We start from the raw sequence: 16,881 nt of genomic DNA on the forward strand, positions 1-16,881 counted from the left end.
GCGACTCAGCCTAAGGACGAGAAATCGGATGATGATTCCGACACGGCCGAAGCGTCCGATTCTGGATCGAGCGAATAGGGAGGCATGTCCATGGATCTACACGAGCAGGGGACTGGCTCCCGTGCCTTTGCAATCGCCGCTATCGTCTGCGTGCTGCTGCAGGCGGGACTGGCACCGCAAATCTCCATCGCGGGCGGCCGCGTCAACTTTATGATCATCTTGGTGTGTCTGAGCGTGTTTTCGGGCGACCCTACGCGTGCCGTCGTGTGCGGCTTTTGCAGCGGTCTGTTTTACGACCTTTCCGCCGCCGTGCCGGTGGGCGTTATGTCGCTGCTGCTGACCGTGGGCAGTTTTGCTTTGGTGCACAGCGCGGCTGGTCAGACGGGCGGCTCGCCGAGCGCGCGCGGCGTTACCGTGGGCGCCTTTGCGCTTGCCATCAACGTGGTCTACAGCATCATCTTGCTGTTTATGGGTCTGGAGACGAGCTTTGTGGTGGCCATCTTTGGGCACGCTCTGCCGTCCTCGATCCTGACGGGCTTGATTGCCATTCCGTTTTTGATGTCCGGTGCCGCTCCGCAGTCTGGCTATGGGTTCTCCGCACGCGGTGGGCGTCAGACGGGCATGCGCTTTAAGCCCAAGACCCGTAAGCTCAAATAGGGGAGGCCTCAAGATGTCTTCCCAGTTGACGGTTGTTGTCGCCGGTATCGCGCTGGTCGTGGCCATTGTGGTCGCGCTGGTCATCATGCGCCGCGGCGACTCCCGCTTTACCTACGACACACAGCACGGAACGGCCCCGCGCGCCACCGAGGGCGAGGGCAATACGGCCGCCACGGCCTTCAAGGGCCGCTTCTCCATCCTCACCACGGGCGTGGGTGCCATGTTTGCCGCGCTTGCCGTTAAGCTGTGGGGCATGCAGATGGTCTCGTCGGACTACTATGACAAGCAGGCCAAGAGCAATCAGACCCGTACCGTTACCACGCCGGCCGTGCGTGGCCGCATCTTGGACCGCAACGGCGTCGCACTGGTGCAAAACCGCCCCTCGCTCGCCGTCGTCGCCTATCGCGATCTTGCCGACGACAAGGTGCTGGTGCGTCATCTTGCCAACGTGCTCGGCATGCCGTATGTCGCGGTGCTGCGCAACATCCAGGACAATTCCGAGGGCGCGCAGAGCCTGCATACGATCGCGACTGACGTGCGCCGCTCTACCGTCGCCTACATTCAGGAGCACGCCGGTGAGTTTCCCGGCGTGAAGATCGCCGAGCGCACCGAGCGCCAGTACCCGTATGGCGAGACCGCCTGCCATATTTTGGGCTATACCGGCACCATTACCTCCGAGCAGCTCGAGGCGCAGAACAAGAAGTCGTCGGACGGCAACGAAAGCGCGGCTGGCCAGATCTCGTATCAATCGGGCGATATTGTGGGTCAGGCGGGCGTAGAGATTTACTACGAAAATCTGCTGCAGGGCATTCGCGGTGAGCAGACCGTGAAAGTTGACGCCTCGGGTAACGTTACCGGTCAAGCCGGCGCCGTTCCCGCCAAGGCCGGTTCTGACATTAAGCTTACGCTCGATCTTAAGATTCAACAGGCCTGCGAGACGGCTCTGGCGAATGCCATTGAGCTTGCCAAGACTACGGGCCATAGCAATGCCGGCAACGGTGCCGTGGTGTGCCTTGACCCCAACAACGGCGAGATCTTGGGCATGGCAAGCGAACCCAAGTTTGATCCTTCTGTCTTTATCGGCGGTGTTTCCAATGACGTGTGGACCGAGCTTAACGATGACGAGGGCTCGCATCCGCTGCTCAACCGCGCCATTAGCGGCCAGTACATGTCCGCCTCGACCATCAAACCCCTCTCGGCGTTGGCTGGCCTCGAATTTGGCACGTACACTTCGAGTCAAACGACCAACTGCACGGGATATTGGACCGGCTTGGGCAAATCTTGGGGAAAGTACTGCTGGCTGCACTCCGGCCACGGCACGATGACGCTGCAGTCCGGTATCGCCAACTCCTGCGACCCCGTGTTCTACGATATGGGCAAGGCCTTTTTCTACAACGACCAGCATCCCGAAGGCCTGCAAGAGGTCTTTCGCCGTTGGGGCCTGGGCAAGACCTGCGGCATCGACCTGCCGAGTGAGGGTGCGGGCCGCATTCCCGATGCCGAGTGGAAAGAGTCGTACTTTACCGACGCCTCGGCCGAGGACCGCAAGTGGAATGCCGGCGATATGACCAACATCGCCATCGGCCAGGGCGACATTCTGGTGACACCGCTGCAGATGGCCTGCGCCTACATGGGTATTGCCAACGGCGGCAAACAGTATGTGCCGCATGTGTTCTTGTCTGCTGTCTCGCGTGATGGCGACGGCGATGCCTACAAGTACAACGGCAAGGGCAAAAAGAAGCGCCTTGAGGCCCAAATTAACAACGATGCCGATCTTGCGCTGGTCCGCAACGGCATGCACGATGTGATTTACTCGGCGTCGACTTCGACCGCCGCGCACTTTAACTCCCTGACCCCTACGGTCTACGGCAAGTCCGGCACGGGCGAGAAGAGCGGCGAGGACGATTACGCGTGGTTTTGCGCCTACGCGCCGGCCGATGACCCCAAGTACGTGATCGCCACTGTCTTGGAACAGGGCGGTGGCGGCTCCGATACCGCGCTGCACGTTGTGCGCGATGTCCTCGGTGCGATTTATGACGAGCCCGACACGTCGACGGCCACGGGCGATTCCTCGGTTCGATAGGAGGTTGCGATGGACTTTTCGCCGGCGGACCTGTTCCGCTCAACCAAAACCGGCTCTCGCAGCAGCCTGGACCGCGTCAACAAGCAGATTTCCGCATCGCGCGGAACGTTTCGCCAAAAGGTGCACGTCGGCGTGCTGTTGGCGACTGTGGCGCTCGTCACCTATGGCGCCATTATTATCTGGTCCGCCTCGCAGTTTAAAGCCGATGCCTCGTTCTCGCGTCACCTGCTGGGTATCGGTATTGGCGCGGTGCTGGCGGTGCTCGTCTGGCGCACCGACCTGCGCGGCATTTCCAACTTTTCGACGGCCCTGCTCGTCATCGATCTCATCGTGATCTTCTCGCCTAAGATTCCGGGCCTGTCCTACACGGGCGGCTTGGGAATGACGGGTTGGATCAAGATTCCCGGTATCGGTTTAACATTCCAGCCCGTTGAGCTTGCCAAGCTCATCACCATCTTCTTTATGGCCACGCTTGGCTCGCAGTACAACGGGCGCATCGATACCGCTCGCGACTACATTAAGCTCTGCGGCATGCTGTCCGTTCCGTTTTTGGCCGTCGTCGCCATGGGCGATTTGGGCTCGGGTCTGGTCGTGCTGGTGTCGGGCGCCATCGTCATCTGCATGAGCGGTGCACGCCGCGAATGGGTGCTGTCGACTTTGGCTCTGCTCGTGGGTTTGGTGGCGCTCGTCCTGGCGCTCGATTCGGTCTTCGATTCGCTGCTCGGCCACGATGTGCTCATTAAGCAGTACCAGATGAATCGTCTGACGGTCTTTATCGACCCCGACAACGCCGATTCGGACGATGCGTACAACCTGCAGCAGTCGTTGATCGCGGTCGGCTCGGGCGGTTTCTTTGGTAAGGGGCTGGGGCATGCGACGCAGTCGGCCGGCGGCTTTCTGCCCGAGTTCCATACCGACTTCGTCTTCGCCTTTTTGTCAGAGACGTTCGGCTTCTGCGGTTCCTTTTTGTTGCTGTGCCTGTACGTACTGCTCATTTTCTCGACGATCCGCGTCGCCTTTAAGTGCGAGTCTCTGTTTCTACGCTTGTCATGCGTGGGTATTGTCGGCATGTGGGCATTCCAGACGTTCGAGAACATCGGCATGTGCATTGGCATGATGCCGATTACCGGTATTCCGCTGCCGTTTATTAGCTTTGGTTCGTCGTCGATGATGATCCAGTTGTTGACGGTGGGTATCGTACAATCCATATGGCGGCATCGTTCGGGCGCCGCGTAACCGCTGGAGGGGTTTGCCATGAAGATTCCCGTGGAAAAGCTGACCCGCGCTTTTAAAATGGGCGCGACCACCAAGAGGGATTCCGATACGCCGGTACGCGTTTCGGTCTACCTGGATTCGACCGCCTCGCGTTTTTTGGTCGAGACGGTTCGCGATGCCTTTGTGCCGCAGACGACCTCGGGCATTGTGCGCGTTGAGCGCCTGGGTGAGGAGCGTATCGTCCCCAAGACCGATACCGACGTGGTGCTGGTGCTTTCGTGCGGTTCCGACCGCCTTGAGAGCGCCGTGCAGGAGCTCGTCATTGCCGGCGCGCCCGTGTGCGTGCTGGCCGAGTCCGCTGTCGAGGTGCCTTTTATCCAGGAGTCCACGCCCATGCTCGGCGTGGTGGCGGCCACCGATAAGACGTATCTGCTCGAGACGCTCGCCCGCTGGATCCTGGACCGTACGGAAAAGGAGACGGCCTTTGCGGCGAACTTTGGCTTTATGCGCATCGCCGCCGCCAACCGCATCATCACCTCGTGCGCGCTTACCAATATGGCGACGGGCGCGCTGGTGTTTTTGCCGGGGGCCGATTATCCCGTTATGGCGCTGGCGCAGGTTGGCATGCTCTTTGAGCTTGCGGCTATCTTTGGGCGCGGCATTAAGCCCGAGCGCGGCTATGAGGTCGCGGGCGTGCTTGCCGGCGGCTTGGTAATGCGCGCCGTCACTCGTGCCCTGGTAAAGCAGACGCCGCATATTGGGTTTGCCGTCAAGGCACTCTCCGCCGCCGTCGGCACCTATGGCATGGGTCGTGCGCTCGTGTCTCTCTACGAGCGCGATATCGACTACAGCCGTGCCAACGAGGTGGTTGCCGCCACGTTCTCGCGCGTCCGCGACCTGGTGACCACGGTTGCCGGCGCTACCCGTCCCATGAATCCTTTTGAGGATGCATCCGATCTCGCTGCTTAGGGGTTTCTTTTGCGCGTTCCATACCAAGACTGTTTTCATTTGATCGAGCCGCTGCTCGCGAAGGTCGAAAAGCCGAGTCGCTATATCGACCACGAGTGGGGTACGCTCTCCAAGGCCGATGCCGACTATCGTTGCTGCATGATTTACCCGGACGTGTACGAGGTCGGCCTGCCCAACCAGGGTATCGCCATCCTGTACAACATCCTTAACCAGGCCGAGGGCATCTCCTGTGAGCGCGGTTATGTGCCGTGGCCCGATATGGGCGATGCCATGCGCGAGGCCGGTATCCCGCTGCTGTCGCTCGAAGGCGCAGCGCCCGTAGCCTCGTTTGATATCGTCGGTATGCACGTGCCGCACGAGATGGCCGTGACAAACTTTCTCGAGGCGCTCGACCTCGCCGGCATTCCGCTGCTGGCGGCCGACCGCACCGAGGACGATCCCATCATCGTCGCCGGCGGACCTTCGGTTTATAACCCCGAGCCGTATGCGGCCTTCTTCGATGCCATTCTGATTGGCGAGGGTGAGGAGTCGCTGCTCGAGATCTGCCAGTTGCATCGCCGCCTGCGTGACGAGGGCGTCCCGCGCGCCCAGATTGTCGAGCAGCTCGCGACCGTCTCCGGTACCTATGTGCCGTCGCTGTACGAGGTGCGCTATGACGAACCCTGCTCACCGCACGGCTATACCGTGCCGCGTGAGGGCAAAGACGTCCCGCCGGTGGTCTACAAGCGCGTCGTCGAGGACTTTGGCGCTACTAATCCGCTGTCGCAGTCGTGCGTGCCCTATGCGCAGCTCGTTCACGATCGCCTGTCTATCGAGATCCTGCGTGGCTGCGCTCGCGGTTGCCGTTTTTGCCAGGCCGGCATGACGTATCGCCCGGTGCGCGAGCGTTCGGCAGACCAGATTGTGTCCTCGGTGATCCAGGGCCTGGAAAAGACCGGCTATGACGAGGTGTCGCTTACCTCGCTTTCGACCACCGACCACTCCTGCATCCGCGACGTGCTTGGCAGGCTCAACCGCCGCCTGGAAGATACGGGCATTCGCGTGTCCATTCCCTCGCAGCGCCTGGATTCGTTTGGCGTGGATATGGCCGAGTCGGTCGCCGGCGAAAAGAAGGGCGGCCTGACGTTTGCCCCCGAGGCCGGTAGCCAGCGCATGCGCGACATCATCAACAAGAATGTGACCGAGGAGGACGTGGACCGCGCGGCGAAGGCGGCCTTCGAGGCCGGCTGGAACCGCATGAAGCTCTACTTTATGATGGGTCTTCCCGGTGAGCGCGATGAGGATATCGTGGCCATCGCCAACCTGGCCGATCACGTGCTGGAACTCGGCCGCTCCGTAGTACCCAAGGCGCGGCGCGGCTCCATCTCGGTGTCCATCTCGGTGTCGGTGTTTATTCCCAAGGCCGCCACGCCTTTCCAATGGTGCCCGCAGCTCGATTACGACGACGTCAAACGCCGTCAGAAGCTCCTCATTACGAGTGTTCGCAACCGTGCGGTCCGCGTGCACTACCACGATGCCGAGACCTCGCTTATCGAGGCGGCGCTGTCTCGTGCAGGCCGCGACATGACGCCTGTCATCATCGATGCCTGGCGTGCCGGTTCGCGTTTTGACGCCTGGGTGGAGCATTTCTCGCTCGATAACTGGAAGGAGGCCGCGGCCAAAAACGGCATCGACCTCAACGAGCTCGTGCACCTGCCCTACGAGCTGGACTGGCATCTGCCCTGGGAGCACGTGAGCCCCGGCTGCTCGCGTGGCTTCCTCGAGCGCGAGTACCGTCGCTCGCTGGAGGGTGTCACGACGCCCGACTGCACCCGCACGTCGTGCACCGGCTGCGGAATCTGCCCCACGCTCCACGCCAAGAACGTATTGGTGGGTGATCGCGCATGAGTGAGCGCTTGACCGACAACCCCACGCTCTTTAGGCTTCGCGTTCGCTACGGCAAGCGCGATCGTCTCAAGTACCTGGGCCACCTGGAACTGATTCATACCATTGAACGCATCGTGCGTCGCGCGGGCCTGCCCTATGCCGTGACGCAGGGTTTCTCGCCGCATATGCGTGTGGGTTTTTCCTCGGCGCTGCCCGTGGGCACGTCGTCGACCTGCGAGTGGTATGACCTGTTTATGACCGAGTTCGTCGCGCTCGACGAGGCCTTTGGGCGCCTGGCCGCGGCATCTCCGGCCGATTTGGCGCCCATCGAGGCCGCATACATCGACGTGCGCACGCCGGCGCTCACGGCCCAGCTCACGCGCCTGTCGTATCGTATCGACCTGCATCTGGACCCTGAGGCGCCGGTCGCTGTCGACGAGGTGCGTCGCGCAATCGACACGTTGCGCGCGGCCCACGGCATCGACTATGCGCGCGGCAAAAAGAGCAAGCGCCTGGACTTGGACCATACGCTCGTGGGTTACGAGCTTAAGGCGGGGGAGCGCTCGGACCATCTGGTGCTCATACTCGACACCCATGCCGACAACGAGGGCTCCATGCGTCCGGAAATTTTGCTTTCTGCTGCTGATGTTTTGTTGCAGGGCTTGACCCCGGGCGTCGATGCACCTATTGTTTCCACCGGTATGCAAGACCTCGTGACCATCTGCTCCTACGATGTCGAGCGTCAGAATCAAGCATGCGAAGACGACGAGGGCCGACTCGTCAGCCCCATACCTGTGCGAACTTGTGGATTTGCTCCACATACTCGTTGACGGGGGTATTATCGCCTGCTACTATATTCGGCTGTTGCACTAACTGATGCATGAAGGGCAAGTAAACATGTACGCAATCGTTAACACGGGCGGCAAGCAGTACAAGGTCGCCACCGACGATGTCATCACCGTCGAGAAGATCGAGGGCAATGAGGGCGACAAGGTCACCCTGCCGGTCATCTTCCTCAACGATGGTAAGAAGATCGTCACCGATCCCGACAAGCTGGCCAAGGCCAAGGTTACCGCTCAGATCGTTGAGCAGTTCAAGGGCGAGAAGCAGCTGGTCTTCAAGTTCCACAAGCGTAAGCGCTATCGTCGTCTGAAGGGCCACCGTCAGCAGCTCACCAAGCTGAAGATCGTGAAGGTTCAGGCTACCTCCCGCGCCAAGAAGGCTGTCAAGGCAGAGGCTGAGGCTGTTGCCGAGGCTCCCGTCGCCGAGTAGATTACACTCGTAACGAAAGAGTAGGTATACACAATGGCACACAAAAAAGGACTCGGTTCCTCCCGTAATGGCCGTGACTCCCGCGGTCAGCGCCTTGGCACGAAGCGCTTCGCCGGCCAGACGGTAACCACGGGCACGATTCTCGTCCGTCAGCATGGCACGCACATCCACCCGGGTGCGAACGTTGGCCGTGGCAAGGACGACACGCTGTTCGCGCTGGTCGACGGTACCGTTGAGTTCCACAAGGGTATCAAGCACAGGGTCAGCGTACGCCCGCTCGCGAACGCGTAATTCACCCTTCATAGAGCACATATGTGGGAGGCACTTGAGTTTTAGGATTCAAGGGTCTCCCTCTTTTTTGTAGGAGGCGATTCTGTTGTCACAGTTCACCGATATCAGCCGCATTAACGTTTGCGGCGGCGACGGCGGAGCCGGATGCATGTCGTTTAGGCGCGAGGCATTTGTTCCCAAGGGCGGCCCCGATGGCGGCGACGGCGGTCGTGGCGGCAATGTCGTCATCCAGGCCGATGCTCAGCTGTCTTCGCTGATCGATTACCGCTTTAAGCATCACTTCCGTGCCGAGCGCGGCACGCACGGCCAGGGTGCCCGTCGCAATGGCAAGAGCGGCGAGGACCTGATTTTGAAAGTTCCCATGGGCACCGTAGTCCGCGAGCTCGATCCCGAGACGCAGACCCCGATGTTCGAGATTGCCGACCTGGTGCACGATGGCGAGCGCGTTGTCGTGGCGCCCGGTGGGGCCGGCGGTCTGGGCAACACCCACTTTGTGACGTCGGTGCGCCGCGCGCCCGCGTTTGCCCAGCTGGGTGAGCCAGCCGAGGAGCACTGGATCGAGCTCGAGATGAAACTTATGGCCGATGCCGCGCTCGTGGGCTTTCCCTCGGTGGGCAAGTCCTCGCTCATCGCGCGTATGAGCGCCGCCCGTCCCAAGATCGCCGACTACCCGTTTACCACGCTCGTGCCCAATCTGGGCATGGTGCGTGCCGGCGAATATTCTTACGTCGTTGCCGACGTCCCCGGTCTCATCGAGGGTGCGAGTGAAGGCAAGGGCCTGGGTCACCAGTTCCTGCGCCATATTGAGCGCACTGCTTTGATCATGCACGTTGTCGATATGACGGGCGGTTTTGAGGATCGCGATCCGGTTGAGGACTATCGCATCATTAATCGTGAGCTCGAGCAGTATGGTGCCGAGCTCTCGGAGCGCCCGCAGATCGTTGTCGCCAACAAGTGCGATGCGCCGGGCACGGCCGACAAGATTGCCGACCTTAAGCGTGCAGCGCTCGATGACGGCCATATGTTTTTTGCCGTTTCCGCCGTTACGGGTGCCGGCCTCAACACCCTGATGCTTGCCGTGGGCGAGCAGGTGGCTAAGCTCCGCGCGGAGCTTGCGGTCTCTGATGAGCCGGTCGATTTGCGCGATGAGGAGTGGGAGCGTCGCCGCCTGCAGCGCGAGAAGCGCTTCCGCATTGTTGAGGAAGAGCCCGGTGCTTTCCGCGTGGTTGGTCGCGCGATCGAGCGCATGGTTATCCAAACCGACTGGGAAAACGAGGAAGCCGTTATCTACCTGCAGCATAAGTTTGCGCGCATGGGTGTCGACGATGCGCTCGAGAAGGCCGGCTGCCGTGCGGGCGACGAGGTTCGCATTTGCCAGCGCGCCTTTGACTTTGAGGGCGCCGAGGACTTCTCGGAATACGAGGACGAGCTCGAGGATGCAGGCGTTGAGGTTATTGACGTAGCGGCCGAGGGTGCGGACGTGGCTCATGTCACCGAGGGCTCCGAAGGCGCTACCGAAGTCGACGTTATTGAGACCCCGGAGGGCGAGTAAGCCATGTCGCTGCGCGGTGGAATCGGAATGCCTGAGCTGCCCATCAAGGATGGGCACGAGTTTCGGCTTGGCATTATGGGCGGCACCTTTGACCCGATTCATTACGGGCACTTGGTTACCGCCGAGCAGGCTCGCGAGTCGCTCGACTTGGACGCTGTGCTTTTTATGCCGGCCGGCTCTCCTGCCTTTAAGCTCGACAAACCGGTGACGCCTGCTGAGGACCGTTATGCCATGACGGTCCTCGCGACTGCCGCGAACCCGGCCTTTTTGGCAAGCCGCTTCGAGATCGATCGTGCCGGTGTCACCTATACAGCCGATACGCTGCGTGCCCTTCGCGAGTTTTACCCGCCACAGGTGAAGCTTTACTTTATTACGGGCGCCGATGCGATTATCGATATTGTGACCTGGCACAATGCTCATGAGATTGCCGAACTGGCAACCTTTATTGCTGCGACACGTCCCGGCTTTGACATCGATACGGCCCGGGCGAGGATTAAGGAATCGGGGCTGCCATTCGATGTGCGCTATATTCAGATTCCGGCGCTGGCAATTAGCTCGACCAACATCCGCAAGCGGGTTGCCCGCGGCATGAGCGTGCGCTATCTTACGAGCGAGTCCGTGCTCGGCTATATCCGTAAACGCGGCCTGTATGCCGATCTTGGGCAAGACGATTTTGATTGACGGGGGGAAACGTTGTCGGTAGAAGATCAGTTTGAGGGCGACGAGCGCGCGCTCTTGACGCGTATCCACGAGTTGCTCGATGTGCGCATGAAGGATAAGCGTAAGCGCTACGTGCATTCGCTCGGGGTTGCCGAGACGGCGCTGCACCTAGCCGAGGTATACGGCGTCGACCGCTTTGATGCCGCTGCCGCCGGCCTGATCCATGACTGGGACAAAGTACTCTCCGACGACGAGCTGGTCACGCGCGCCCTGCATTATGGCATTAAGATTGCCGGCTCTCCGTCTGCCGCGACGCCGCTTTTGCATGGCCCGGTTGCCGCCTATGAGCTTCCGCAGCTTTTTCCCGAGCTGTCGCCGGCGGTCTTTCAGGCTGTCGACCGTCACACCGTGGGCGCTTGCGACATGACGCCGCTCGATATGGTGGTCTTTGTGGCCGATGCCATCGAACCCAACCGCCACGGCGATTATGCCCATGCGCTGCGCAAGATGGTGGGGAAGTCCTCGCTCGACGAGTTGTTCTTCTCCTGTTTTGCGCAGGGTCTGGTCTATGTGATCCAGTCCGGGCGCTATCTTTATCCCACGGCTATTACGATTTACAACCATTACGCCCAGCTGCGCTAGTTCGGGCTGTCTAGAAAGAGGTATTCCATGGCCGATGAGACCATGACTGACGAGCAGATTCTTGAAGGTGCGGAGCACAAGAGTTTCGTGGCCACGTCCGACCGCACTGCCGCGACGCTCTCCGCCAGCGGTGTCGCCGCCGAGGATGTCGCCCGCGCTGCCGCGCAGGCCGCCTACGACAAGAAAGGCGAGGACGTTCAGGTGCTCGATCTGACTGAGCTTTCCGATGTGTGCGACTACTTTGTCCTTGCTACCGGCACCAACAACCGCCAGGTTGATTCCATCGTCGACGAGATTGAGGAGAAAGTCGCCGAGGCTTGCGGCGAGCACCCGTTTTCCATTGAGGGCCGCGAGCAGAAGACCTGGATGCTCATGGACTACGGTTCGGTTGTCGTCCACGTCTTCACTCCCGAGGCACGTGAGTTCTACCGCCTCGAAAAGCTCTGGGGCGACGCTCCCCAGCTCTCCCTGGACCTCCTCTAGTAGCTCATTTGGGACGGGGCTTTTTTAGCTACCCTCAAGTATTTCGCCGGGCAGTCGCGTTTTTCCGCGGCCGCCCGGCTTTCTTTTTGCCCAAAAGTAGCTAATTTGGGACGGGGCTTTTTTAGCTACTACCTACCGTTCGCCGAACATCGCGATTTATAGCCCCCAGTACGTTTTTTTCTACTCTGGCTCGGGTAACGTAATTGTCATCTGTAGAGGAGGGGATGCGTGTGACTCGGACTGCGCGAGAAATCTCTGTATATGGTTTTTACCATGTCGTCCAAAAGGGATGTGCCGACCAACTCATATTTGAGGATGACGAAGATCGGCTCTATCTGATTCGGCTGGTTGCTTCGAAATGCCAGAAGTTTAAAGTGGATGTCATCGCGTGGTGCCTTATGGATAACCATATTCATCTTCTGCTTGACGACGAGCATGTTCATCTGAGCGATTGCATGCATTCGATTACGACGGCGTATGCCATGTATTTCAACTCAAAGACAGGCAGGAAGGGGCCTGTTTTCCAGGATCGATTTAAGAGTGTGCCGATCCTCGATGATGATCAGCTGCTCAACTGCGTGAGATACATTCACGACAATCCCGCGAAGGCGAGGATTGGGACCGCTTCGCTGTATCGATGGAGCAGCTTTCGCGAGTATATGGGATATCCGGGTATCTGCAAAACGGATTGCGTTCTCGGGTTGCTCGGTGACTCTCAGAGATTTTTTGCCTTCAGCACCTCGGGTGAGCCCAATCGCTATTGCTTCCGTGACGGCGCTCATGTGAGCGACACAGATGCGCTGGAGTTTGCGCAGGCTCTTCTTAAGCCGTACGAGCCTCATCACCTTAAGGCTTTGCCAAAGGGGGCGCGCGATGCCTGCATTCGTACTTTGAAGAGCGAGGGCTTTTCGATTAAACAGATCGTCCGCCTTACGGGCATTGGACACTGCACTATACAAAAGGTCAAAGTCAAAAAATAGCTCATTTTGGACGAGGTTTGTGTTGCGACCGCGTCAGGTATGGGTTGGGTAGCTAATTTGGGACGGGGCTATTTTAGCTAACCCAACAAATCGGTTGAGTTTTATTCCGGCCCCGGGTGATTCGCTGCCAGCTGAAGGGTAGCTAAAAAAGCCCCGTCCCAAATTAGCTACCCCGTACTACCCTGACAATCTAAAGTAGCTAAAAAAGCCCCGTCCCAAATTGACTAATTAGTGGGAGGAGAAGCGTGATTGGCGGCCGAAGGATAGGGCGGTGTCGCCGAACTTGTCTCGGACTGCGTCGATGGCGACGGAGAGGTCACGGCGGTCGCTGGATTGGGCTCCGCGGTCGTCGACTTCGCAAAACAGGTCGGTCTGTATGCCGCCTTGATGATTGAAGTCACTCATGCCTATGCCGGCAAGGCGTACATGCATTCCTTCCTGCCAGATGTTGTCGAGCAACTCGATCGCTACCGCCACAAAGATGTTCTCGTCGTCGGTGGGATGGGGGAGTCGTCGCTGTGCCGAGCGACCGCTGCCGTACGAGTACTTAAGTTTGAGCGTTACCGTGGTGCCGGTAAGCCCCTGGCGGCGCAGGCGACGTCCGACGGATTCGCCCAATAGTGCAATCGCCGCTTCGATGTCCCCGCGCTCGGTCAAATCTTTCGCAAAGGTGCGCTCATTGCTTACCGACTTGACCTCACGCTCTTCATCGAGGCTCGTGACTTCGGAAACCTCGAGCCCCAACGCACGCTGGCGCATCCGCTCGCCGTTAACGCCAAAAATCGCAGACAGTGTGGATTCCGGTGCGCGCGACAGCTCGCCCAGCGTGTAAATCCGCATGCGGCGCAGCCGCTCCTCGGCCGAGCGCCCGATACCGCTCATGGCAGAAACAGGTAACGGTGCCAGAAAACGCTGCTCAGTTCCCGGGCGTACGACCGTAAGCCCAAACGGCTTGTCTCGCTCGCTTGCAATCTTGGCTACCGTTTTGTTGCAACCGACGCCGATGGAGCAGGTCACCCCCAGTGCCGCCACGCGATCGCTGATGCGTCGTACGACGAGCAGTGGGTCCTCGGGCGCAAAGCGGCCCGGCGTGATGTCGATAAAGGCCTCGTCGATGGACACGCGCTCTACGCGCGGTGTCTCGTCGGCAAGAATATTCATGACCTGTGCGCTGACCTCGTGGTAGCGGTCGAAATGCCCGTGTGTCCAAATGGCCTGCGGACAGAGGCGGCGCGCCTCGGCCGAGGGCATGGCGGAGTGCACGCCAAAGCGGCGTGCCTCGTATGAGCAGGTGGAGACGACGCCGCGCGATTCGGCGTCTCCGCCAACGATAAGCGGCTTGCCGCGCCACTCGGGATGATCGAGCATCTCCACGCTCGCAAAAAACGCATCGAGATCCATCAGACCCACCGCCGGACCCGTCCAGGGCGGCGGCGTGACGCCCGCAGTATCCTCATAACCGTATGTATGTTCGCATCTTTTCATGTCATGAGTATACCGCGCAGCTCATGTGGGGTGCGTGGATGTGCTTGCAAATCGCGAATTCTTGTCTAAGATATGGATTTGCCTTCGACTACACCGAAGAAGTTGGTCTCACGGACTTCACCTGCCCGCGTCGATGGCGTATTATGTTCAACTGTTTGTTTGTAGTTGCAGCCTAAAGCTGCTTGGTTGGAGGAGTTTCCTTTGGCAGTCAAGATTCGCCTTGCTCGTCACGGCGCTAAGAAGCGTCCGTACTACCGTGTCGTCGTCGCCGATTCCCGCGCCCCGCGTGACGGTCGTATCATCGAGGAGGTTGGCCGCTACAATCCGATGACCGCCCCCAAGACCATCAACCTCGATCTCGAGAAGATCGCCGACTGGCAGTCCAAGGGCGCTCAGCTCACCGACGCTGTCGCCGCCCTGGTCAAGGCCGCCAACGAGGGCGAGAAGACCGAGACCGTCGTCAAGAAGTCCAAGAAGCAGCTCGCCAAAGAGGCCGAGGCCGCTAAGGCTGCCGCTGAGGCCGCTGAGGGCGCCGAGGAGTAAATCGTGCCTGAGGTTGACGCTGCACAGCTCGAGGGTGAGGCAATGCTCTCAGATCGCATCGCCGATCTCGTCGAATATCTCGTTGTTCAGATCGTCGACGACCCGGATTCCGTGAGCCTGGAAGTTATCGATGGTGACGACGCCTCAACTATTGAGGTTTCGGTCGCCGAGGATGACGTCGCTAAGGTCATCGGCCGTCGTGGCCGTACCATCAAGGCCATTCGCACGCTCGCCCGTGCACTGGCCGCTCGCCTCGACACTTCCGTCGAGGTAGAGGTTCTGGGCTAGGACCTTGAGGTCCCAGTACAAAAACATCGCCCGTGTGGTTAAGCCGCATGGAAGGAAGGGGGAGGTCCTCGCGCAGCCGCTGCGGGGGCTTCCTTCTGTATTGGAGCCGGGTATGCGTGTCGCCCTGACGCCACCGGCGCTCAAGCGTGACCGCTTTTGCACGGTTACATCCGTTACCGATACGGGCGATGGCGATTTGGTTTCGTTTGAGGGCATTGACGACTTGACGGCCGCCGAGGGCATCACGGGTTGTTTCGTTCTGGCGAACCGTGATGACTTTGAGCTCGATTCACTCGATGCCGCCTATACCGACCTTATGGGTCGCGAGGTGGTTGACGATCGCTTTGGGTCGCTCGGAACGATCGTTGAGATTATGTCGACGCCCGCCAACGACGTTTGGGTTGTCGAGGGTGATCGGTACGGCGAGGTGCTGATTCCCGTGATCGAGCAAGTTGTGCTCGATCTTCCCGGTCGGGGAGCAATATCCGTCCACGTTATGGACGGCTTGATCGATATGGACGAGTAGGGAGGACAACATGCTGATCGAGACCCTTTCGGTCTTTCCCGAGATGTTTGAACCCGTCATGTCCACATCGATCTTGGGCCGTGCCCGCAAGGCCGGCCTTTTTGATTTTAAGGCGTATAACCTGCGCGACTGGACGCACGATCGCCATCGTACCGTCGATGACGAGCCGTACGGCGGTGGTCAGGGCATGCTCATGAAGGTAGAGCCTATTGCCGAGGCAATCGAGGCCATTAGCTCTGAGGGTCCCAAGCCCACCGTGGTGTTCTTTACGCCCTGCGGTGAGCCTTTTACGCAGCATGTAGCCGAGCGCCTGCTCCAAAGCGAGCGCCTGCTGTTTGTGTGCAGCCGCTACGAGGGTGTCGATGAGCGCGCGTATGCCTATGCCGACGAGCGCCTGTCGATCGGCGACTATGTGCTCACGGGCGGCGAGCTCCCCGCTATGGTCGTTGCTGACGCCGTCGTGCGTCTGATTCCCGGCGCTCTGGGAGATGAGATGAGCAACGTTGACGAATCATTCTCGACCGCCGAGGACGGAGGGCTGCTCGAGTACGCGCAGTACACCCGTCCTGCCGAGTTTAACGGCGAGGGCGTGCCTCCCGTGCTTGTAAGTGGTGACCACGCCAAGGTTGACGCTTGGCGCCGCAAGAACGCCATCGAGCGCACCTGTCGCTGGCGTCCCGACTTAATTGAGACGGCGCGGCTTACGCCCCAGGAGCGTGCGTACGCGCAGGAGATTTTGGACGCTTCGTATTCGCAGAGCGAGGAGTGAGAATGGTTCCGTCGCAGCATTCCATGCTAAAGGGCGCGTTTGAGTGGGTCGTGGTCGTCGCGATCGCACTCGTGGCCACCTTCTTGATTCGCACCTTTGTGGTCGAGCCCTTTGTGGTTCCCACCGGTTCCATGGAGTCCACGATTGAGATTGGCGACCAGATCCTGGCGCAAAAGGTGACGCTTGAGCTCGGCCAGCCTGTCAAACAGGGCGATATTGTGGTGTTCCACAACCCCGACGGCACTTCCGAGCACGATGTGCTCGTCAAGCGGGTCATCGCTACGGCCGGCCAGACGGTCAACCTGCAGGACGGCAAGGTGGTCGTTGACGGCCAAGCGCTCGACGAGGACTATACGACGGGCATGAGCTGGCCACTGTCGGTCCAGGCGCCTGGTGCTCAGGTGAGCTATCCCTACACCGTCCCTGACGGGTGCGTGTGGGTGATGGGCGACAACCGCGAGAACTCAGCCGACTCACGCTACTTTGGTCCCGTCGATCGCTCTGATTTGATCGCTGTGGCGCTTGTGCGCTACTGGCCGCTCAACCGCATCGGCGCTATCGACTAAAAACCGCTATAGTACAGTACCTAACCGTGTAATC

General features: G+C 59.9%; 19 protein-coding genes. 18 read left to right on the top strand and 1 reads right to left on the bottom strand.

Annotated features, from left to right (window positions below; genetic code table 11):
• Nucleotides 1–90: 90 nt before the first annotated feature.
• The 13 genes from ACTQVX_RS06270 to ACTQVX_RS06330 all read left to right on the top strand — a co-directional run bounded on the left by ACTQVX_RS06270 (nucleotide 91) and on the right by ACTQVX_RS06330 (nucleotide 12,670).
• On the top strand, nucleotides 91–657 hold the full coding sequence (locus tag ACTQVX_RS06270) for a hypothetical protein (protein WP_427726912.1): 567 nt from the start codon (nucleotides 91–93) through the stop codon (nucleotides 655–657).
• Between the two features lie 13 nt (nucleotides 658–670).
• Nucleotides 671–2,740 carry a penicillin-binding protein 2 gene (gene mrdA, locus ACTQVX_RS06275; protein WP_154516187.1) on the top strand — a complete coding sequence of 690 codons (2,070 nt, stop codon included), beginning with the start codon at nucleotides 671–673 and terminating at the stop codon, nucleotides 2,738–2,740.
• Nucleotides 2,741–2,749: 9 nt separating this feature from the next.
• Entirely contained in the window at nucleotides 2,750–3,976 is a 1,227-nt protein-coding gene (locus tag ACTQVX_RS06280; protein ID WP_154516190.1) for an FtsW/RodA/SpoVE family cell cycle protein, read from the top strand.
• Nucleotides 3,977–3,994: 18 nt separating this feature from the next.
• Nucleotides 3,995–4,924, top strand: a complete 930-nt coding sequence (locus ACTQVX_RS06285; RefSeq protein WP_441560592.1) for a YcjF family protein — start codon at nucleotides 3,995–3,997, stop codon at nucleotides 4,922–4,924.
• A 9-nt stretch (nucleotides 4,925–4,933) separates the two neighbouring features.
• Nucleotides 4,934–6,811 carry a TIGR03960 family B12-binding radical SAM protein gene (locus ACTQVX_RS06290; RefSeq protein ID WP_441560594.1) on the top strand — a complete coding sequence of 626 codons (1,878 nt, stop codon included), beginning with the start codon at nucleotides 4,934–4,936 and terminating at the stop codon, nucleotides 6,809–6,811.
• Entirely contained in the window at nucleotides 6,808–7,620 is an 813-nt protein-coding gene (locus tag ACTQVX_RS06295; protein WP_441560596.1) for a TIGR03936 family radical SAM-associated protein, read from the top strand. The genes ACTQVX_RS06290 and ACTQVX_RS06295 overlap by 4 nt, the downstream gene beginning before the upstream one ends.
• Before the next feature lie 67 nt (nucleotides 7,621–7,687).
• Entirely contained in the window at nucleotides 7,688–8,062 is a 375-nt protein-coding gene (gene rplU / locus ACTQVX_RS06300; RefSeq protein WP_035138585.1) for a 50S ribosomal protein L21, read from the top strand.
• A 33-nt stretch (nucleotides 8,063–8,095) separates the two neighbouring features.
• Nucleotides 8,096–8,353 carry a 50S ribosomal protein L27 gene (rpmA, locus tag ACTQVX_RS06305; protein ID WP_154516202.1) on the top strand — a complete coding sequence of 86 codons (258 nt, stop codon included), beginning with the start codon at nucleotides 8,096–8,098 and terminating at the stop codon, nucleotides 8,351–8,353.
• Between the two features lie 85 nt (nucleotides 8,354–8,438).
• Nucleotides 8,439–9,905 carry a GTPase ObgE gene (obgE, locus tag ACTQVX_RS06310; RefSeq protein ID WP_195838549.1) on the top strand — a complete coding sequence of 489 codons (1,467 nt, stop codon included), beginning with the start codon at nucleotides 8,439–8,441 and terminating at the stop codon, nucleotides 9,903–9,905.
• A 27-nt stretch (nucleotides 9,906–9,932) separates the two neighbouring features.
• Nucleotides 9,933–10,586: a nicotinate-nucleotide adenylyltransferase gene (gene nadD, locus ACTQVX_RS06315; RefSeq protein WP_441560598.1), complete on the top strand. Its 654-nt coding sequence runs from the start codon at nucleotides 9,933–9,935 to the stop codon at nucleotides 10,584–10,586.
• A gap of 87 nt (nucleotides 10,587–10,673) precedes the next feature.
• Nucleotides 10,674–11,207 carry a bis(5'-nucleosyl)-tetraphosphatase (symmetrical) YqeK gene (yqeK, locus tag ACTQVX_RS06320; RefSeq protein WP_427718844.1) on the top strand — a complete coding sequence of 178 codons (534 nt, stop codon included), beginning with the start codon at nucleotides 10,674–10,676 and terminating at the stop codon, nucleotides 11,205–11,207.
• A 27-nt stretch (nucleotides 11,208–11,234) separates the two neighbouring features.
• Complete coding sequence (gene rsfS, locus ACTQVX_RS06325) at nucleotides 11,235–11,690, top strand: ribosome silencing factor (RefSeq protein ID WP_427726898.1); 456 nt, start codon at nucleotides 11,235–11,237, stop codon at nucleotides 11,688–11,690.
• 230 nt (nucleotides 11,691–11,920) lie between these two features.
• Nucleotides 11,921–12,670: a transposase gene (locus tag ACTQVX_RS06330; RefSeq protein ID WP_441560600.1), complete on the top strand. Its 750-nt coding sequence runs from the start codon at nucleotides 11,921–11,923 to the stop codon at nucleotides 12,668–12,670.
• A gap of 228 nt (nucleotides 12,671–12,898) precedes the next feature.
• Here the strand turns inward: ACTQVX_RS06330 and dinB are convergent, their stop codons facing one another.
• Entirely contained in the window at nucleotides 12,899–14,155 is a 1,257-nt protein-coding gene (gene dinB, locus ACTQVX_RS06335; RefSeq protein WP_427794791.1) for a DNA polymerase IV, read from the bottom strand.
• A gap of 201 nt (nucleotides 14,156–14,356) precedes the next feature.
• Between dinB and rpsP the strand changes: the two genes are divergently transcribed.
• Genes rpsP through lepB form a run of 5 tightly spaced genes read left to right on the top strand, consistent with a single transcriptional unit; the run spans nucleotide 14,357 to nucleotide 16,847 of the window.
• Nucleotides 14,357–14,698, top strand: a complete 342-nt coding sequence (rpsP, locus tag ACTQVX_RS06340) for a 30S ribosomal protein S16 (RefSeq protein ID WP_022094749.1) — start codon at nucleotides 14,357–14,359, stop codon at nucleotides 14,696–14,698.
• Between the two features lie 42 nt (nucleotides 14,699–14,740).
• Entirely contained in the window at nucleotides 14,741–14,986 is a 246-nt protein-coding gene (locus ACTQVX_RS06345; protein ID WP_154516529.1) for a KH domain-containing protein, read from the top strand.
• Nucleotides 14,987–15,020: 34 nt separating this feature from the next.
• Nucleotides 15,021–15,512 (top strand): ribosome maturation factor RimM, encoded by a 492-nt coding sequence (rimM, locus tag ACTQVX_RS06350; RefSeq protein WP_441560632.1) that lies wholly within the window; start codon nucleotides 15,021–15,023, stop codon nucleotides 15,510–15,512.
• 10 nt (nucleotides 15,513–15,522) lie between these two features.
• Nucleotides 15,523–16,281, top strand: coding sequence for a tRNA (guanosine(37)-N1)-methyltransferase TrmD (trmD, locus tag ACTQVX_RS06355; protein ID WP_154516229.1), 759 nt, complete (start codon nucleotides 15,523–15,525; stop codon nucleotides 16,279–16,281).
• 2 nt (nucleotides 16,282–16,283) lie between these two features.
• Nucleotides 16,284–16,847: a signal peptidase I gene (gene lepB, locus ACTQVX_RS06360; protein WP_441560601.1), complete on the top strand. Its 564-nt coding sequence runs from the start codon at nucleotides 16,284–16,286 to the stop codon at nucleotides 16,845–16,847.
• Nucleotides 16,848–16,881 lie beyond the last annotated feature (34 nt).

The organism is Collinsella sp. LCP19S3_A6 (assembly GCF_052122015.1).
GTDB lineage: Bacteria > Actinomycetota > Coriobacteriia > Coriobacteriales > Coriobacteriaceae > Collinsella.

Coding starts and splice junctions, on each gene's coding strand:
- ACTQVX_RS06270 (WP_427726912.1), top strand. CDS start 91: ATGGATCTACACGAGCAGGGGACTGGCTCCCGTGCCTTTGCAATCGCC.
- mrdA (WP_154516187.1), top strand. CDS start 671: ATGTCTTCCCAGTTGACGGTTGTTGTCGCCGGTATCGCGCTGGTCGTG.
- ACTQVX_RS06280 (WP_154516190.1), top strand. CDS start 2,750: ATGGACTTTTCGCCGGCGGACCTGTTCCGCTCAACCAAAACCGGCTCT.
- ACTQVX_RS06285 (WP_441560592.1), top strand. CDS start 3,995: ATGAAGATTCCCGTGGAAAAGCTGACCCGCGCTTTTAAAATGGGCGCG.
- ACTQVX_RS06295 (WP_441560596.1), top strand. CDS start 6,808: ATGAGTGAGCGCTTGACCGACAACCCCACGCTCTTTAGGCTTCGCGTT.
- rplU (WP_035138585.1), top strand. CDS start 7,688: ATGTACGCAATCGTTAACACGGGCGGCAAGCAGTACAAGGTCGCCACC.
- rpmA (WP_154516202.1), top strand. CDS start 8,096: ATGGCACACAAAAAAGGACTCGGTTCCTCCCGTAATGGCCGTGACTCC.
- nadD (WP_441560598.1), top strand. CDS start 9,933: ATGCCTGAGCTGCCCATCAAGGATGGGCACGAGTTTCGGCTTGGCATT.
- yqeK (WP_427718844.1), top strand. CDS start 10,674: ATGAAGGATAAGCGTAAGCGCTACGTGCATTCGCTCGGGGTTGCCGAG.
- rsfS (WP_427726898.1), top strand. CDS start 11,235: ATGGCCGATGAGACCATGACTGACGAGCAGATTCTTGAAGGTGCGGAG.
- dinB (WP_427794791.1), bottom strand. CDS start 14,155: ATGAAAAGATGCGAACATACATACGGTTATGAGGATACTGCGGGCGTC.
- ACTQVX_RS06345 (WP_154516529.1), top strand. CDS start 14,741: ATGCTCTCAGATCGCATCGCCGATCTCGTCGAATATCTCGTTGTTCAG.
- trmD (WP_154516229.1), top strand. CDS start 15,523: ATGCTGATCGAGACCCTTTCGGTCTTTCCCGAGATGTTTGAACCCGTC.
- lepB (WP_441560601.1), top strand. CDS start 16,284: ATGGTTCCGTCGCAGCATTCCATGCTAAAGGGCGCGTTTGAGTGGGTC.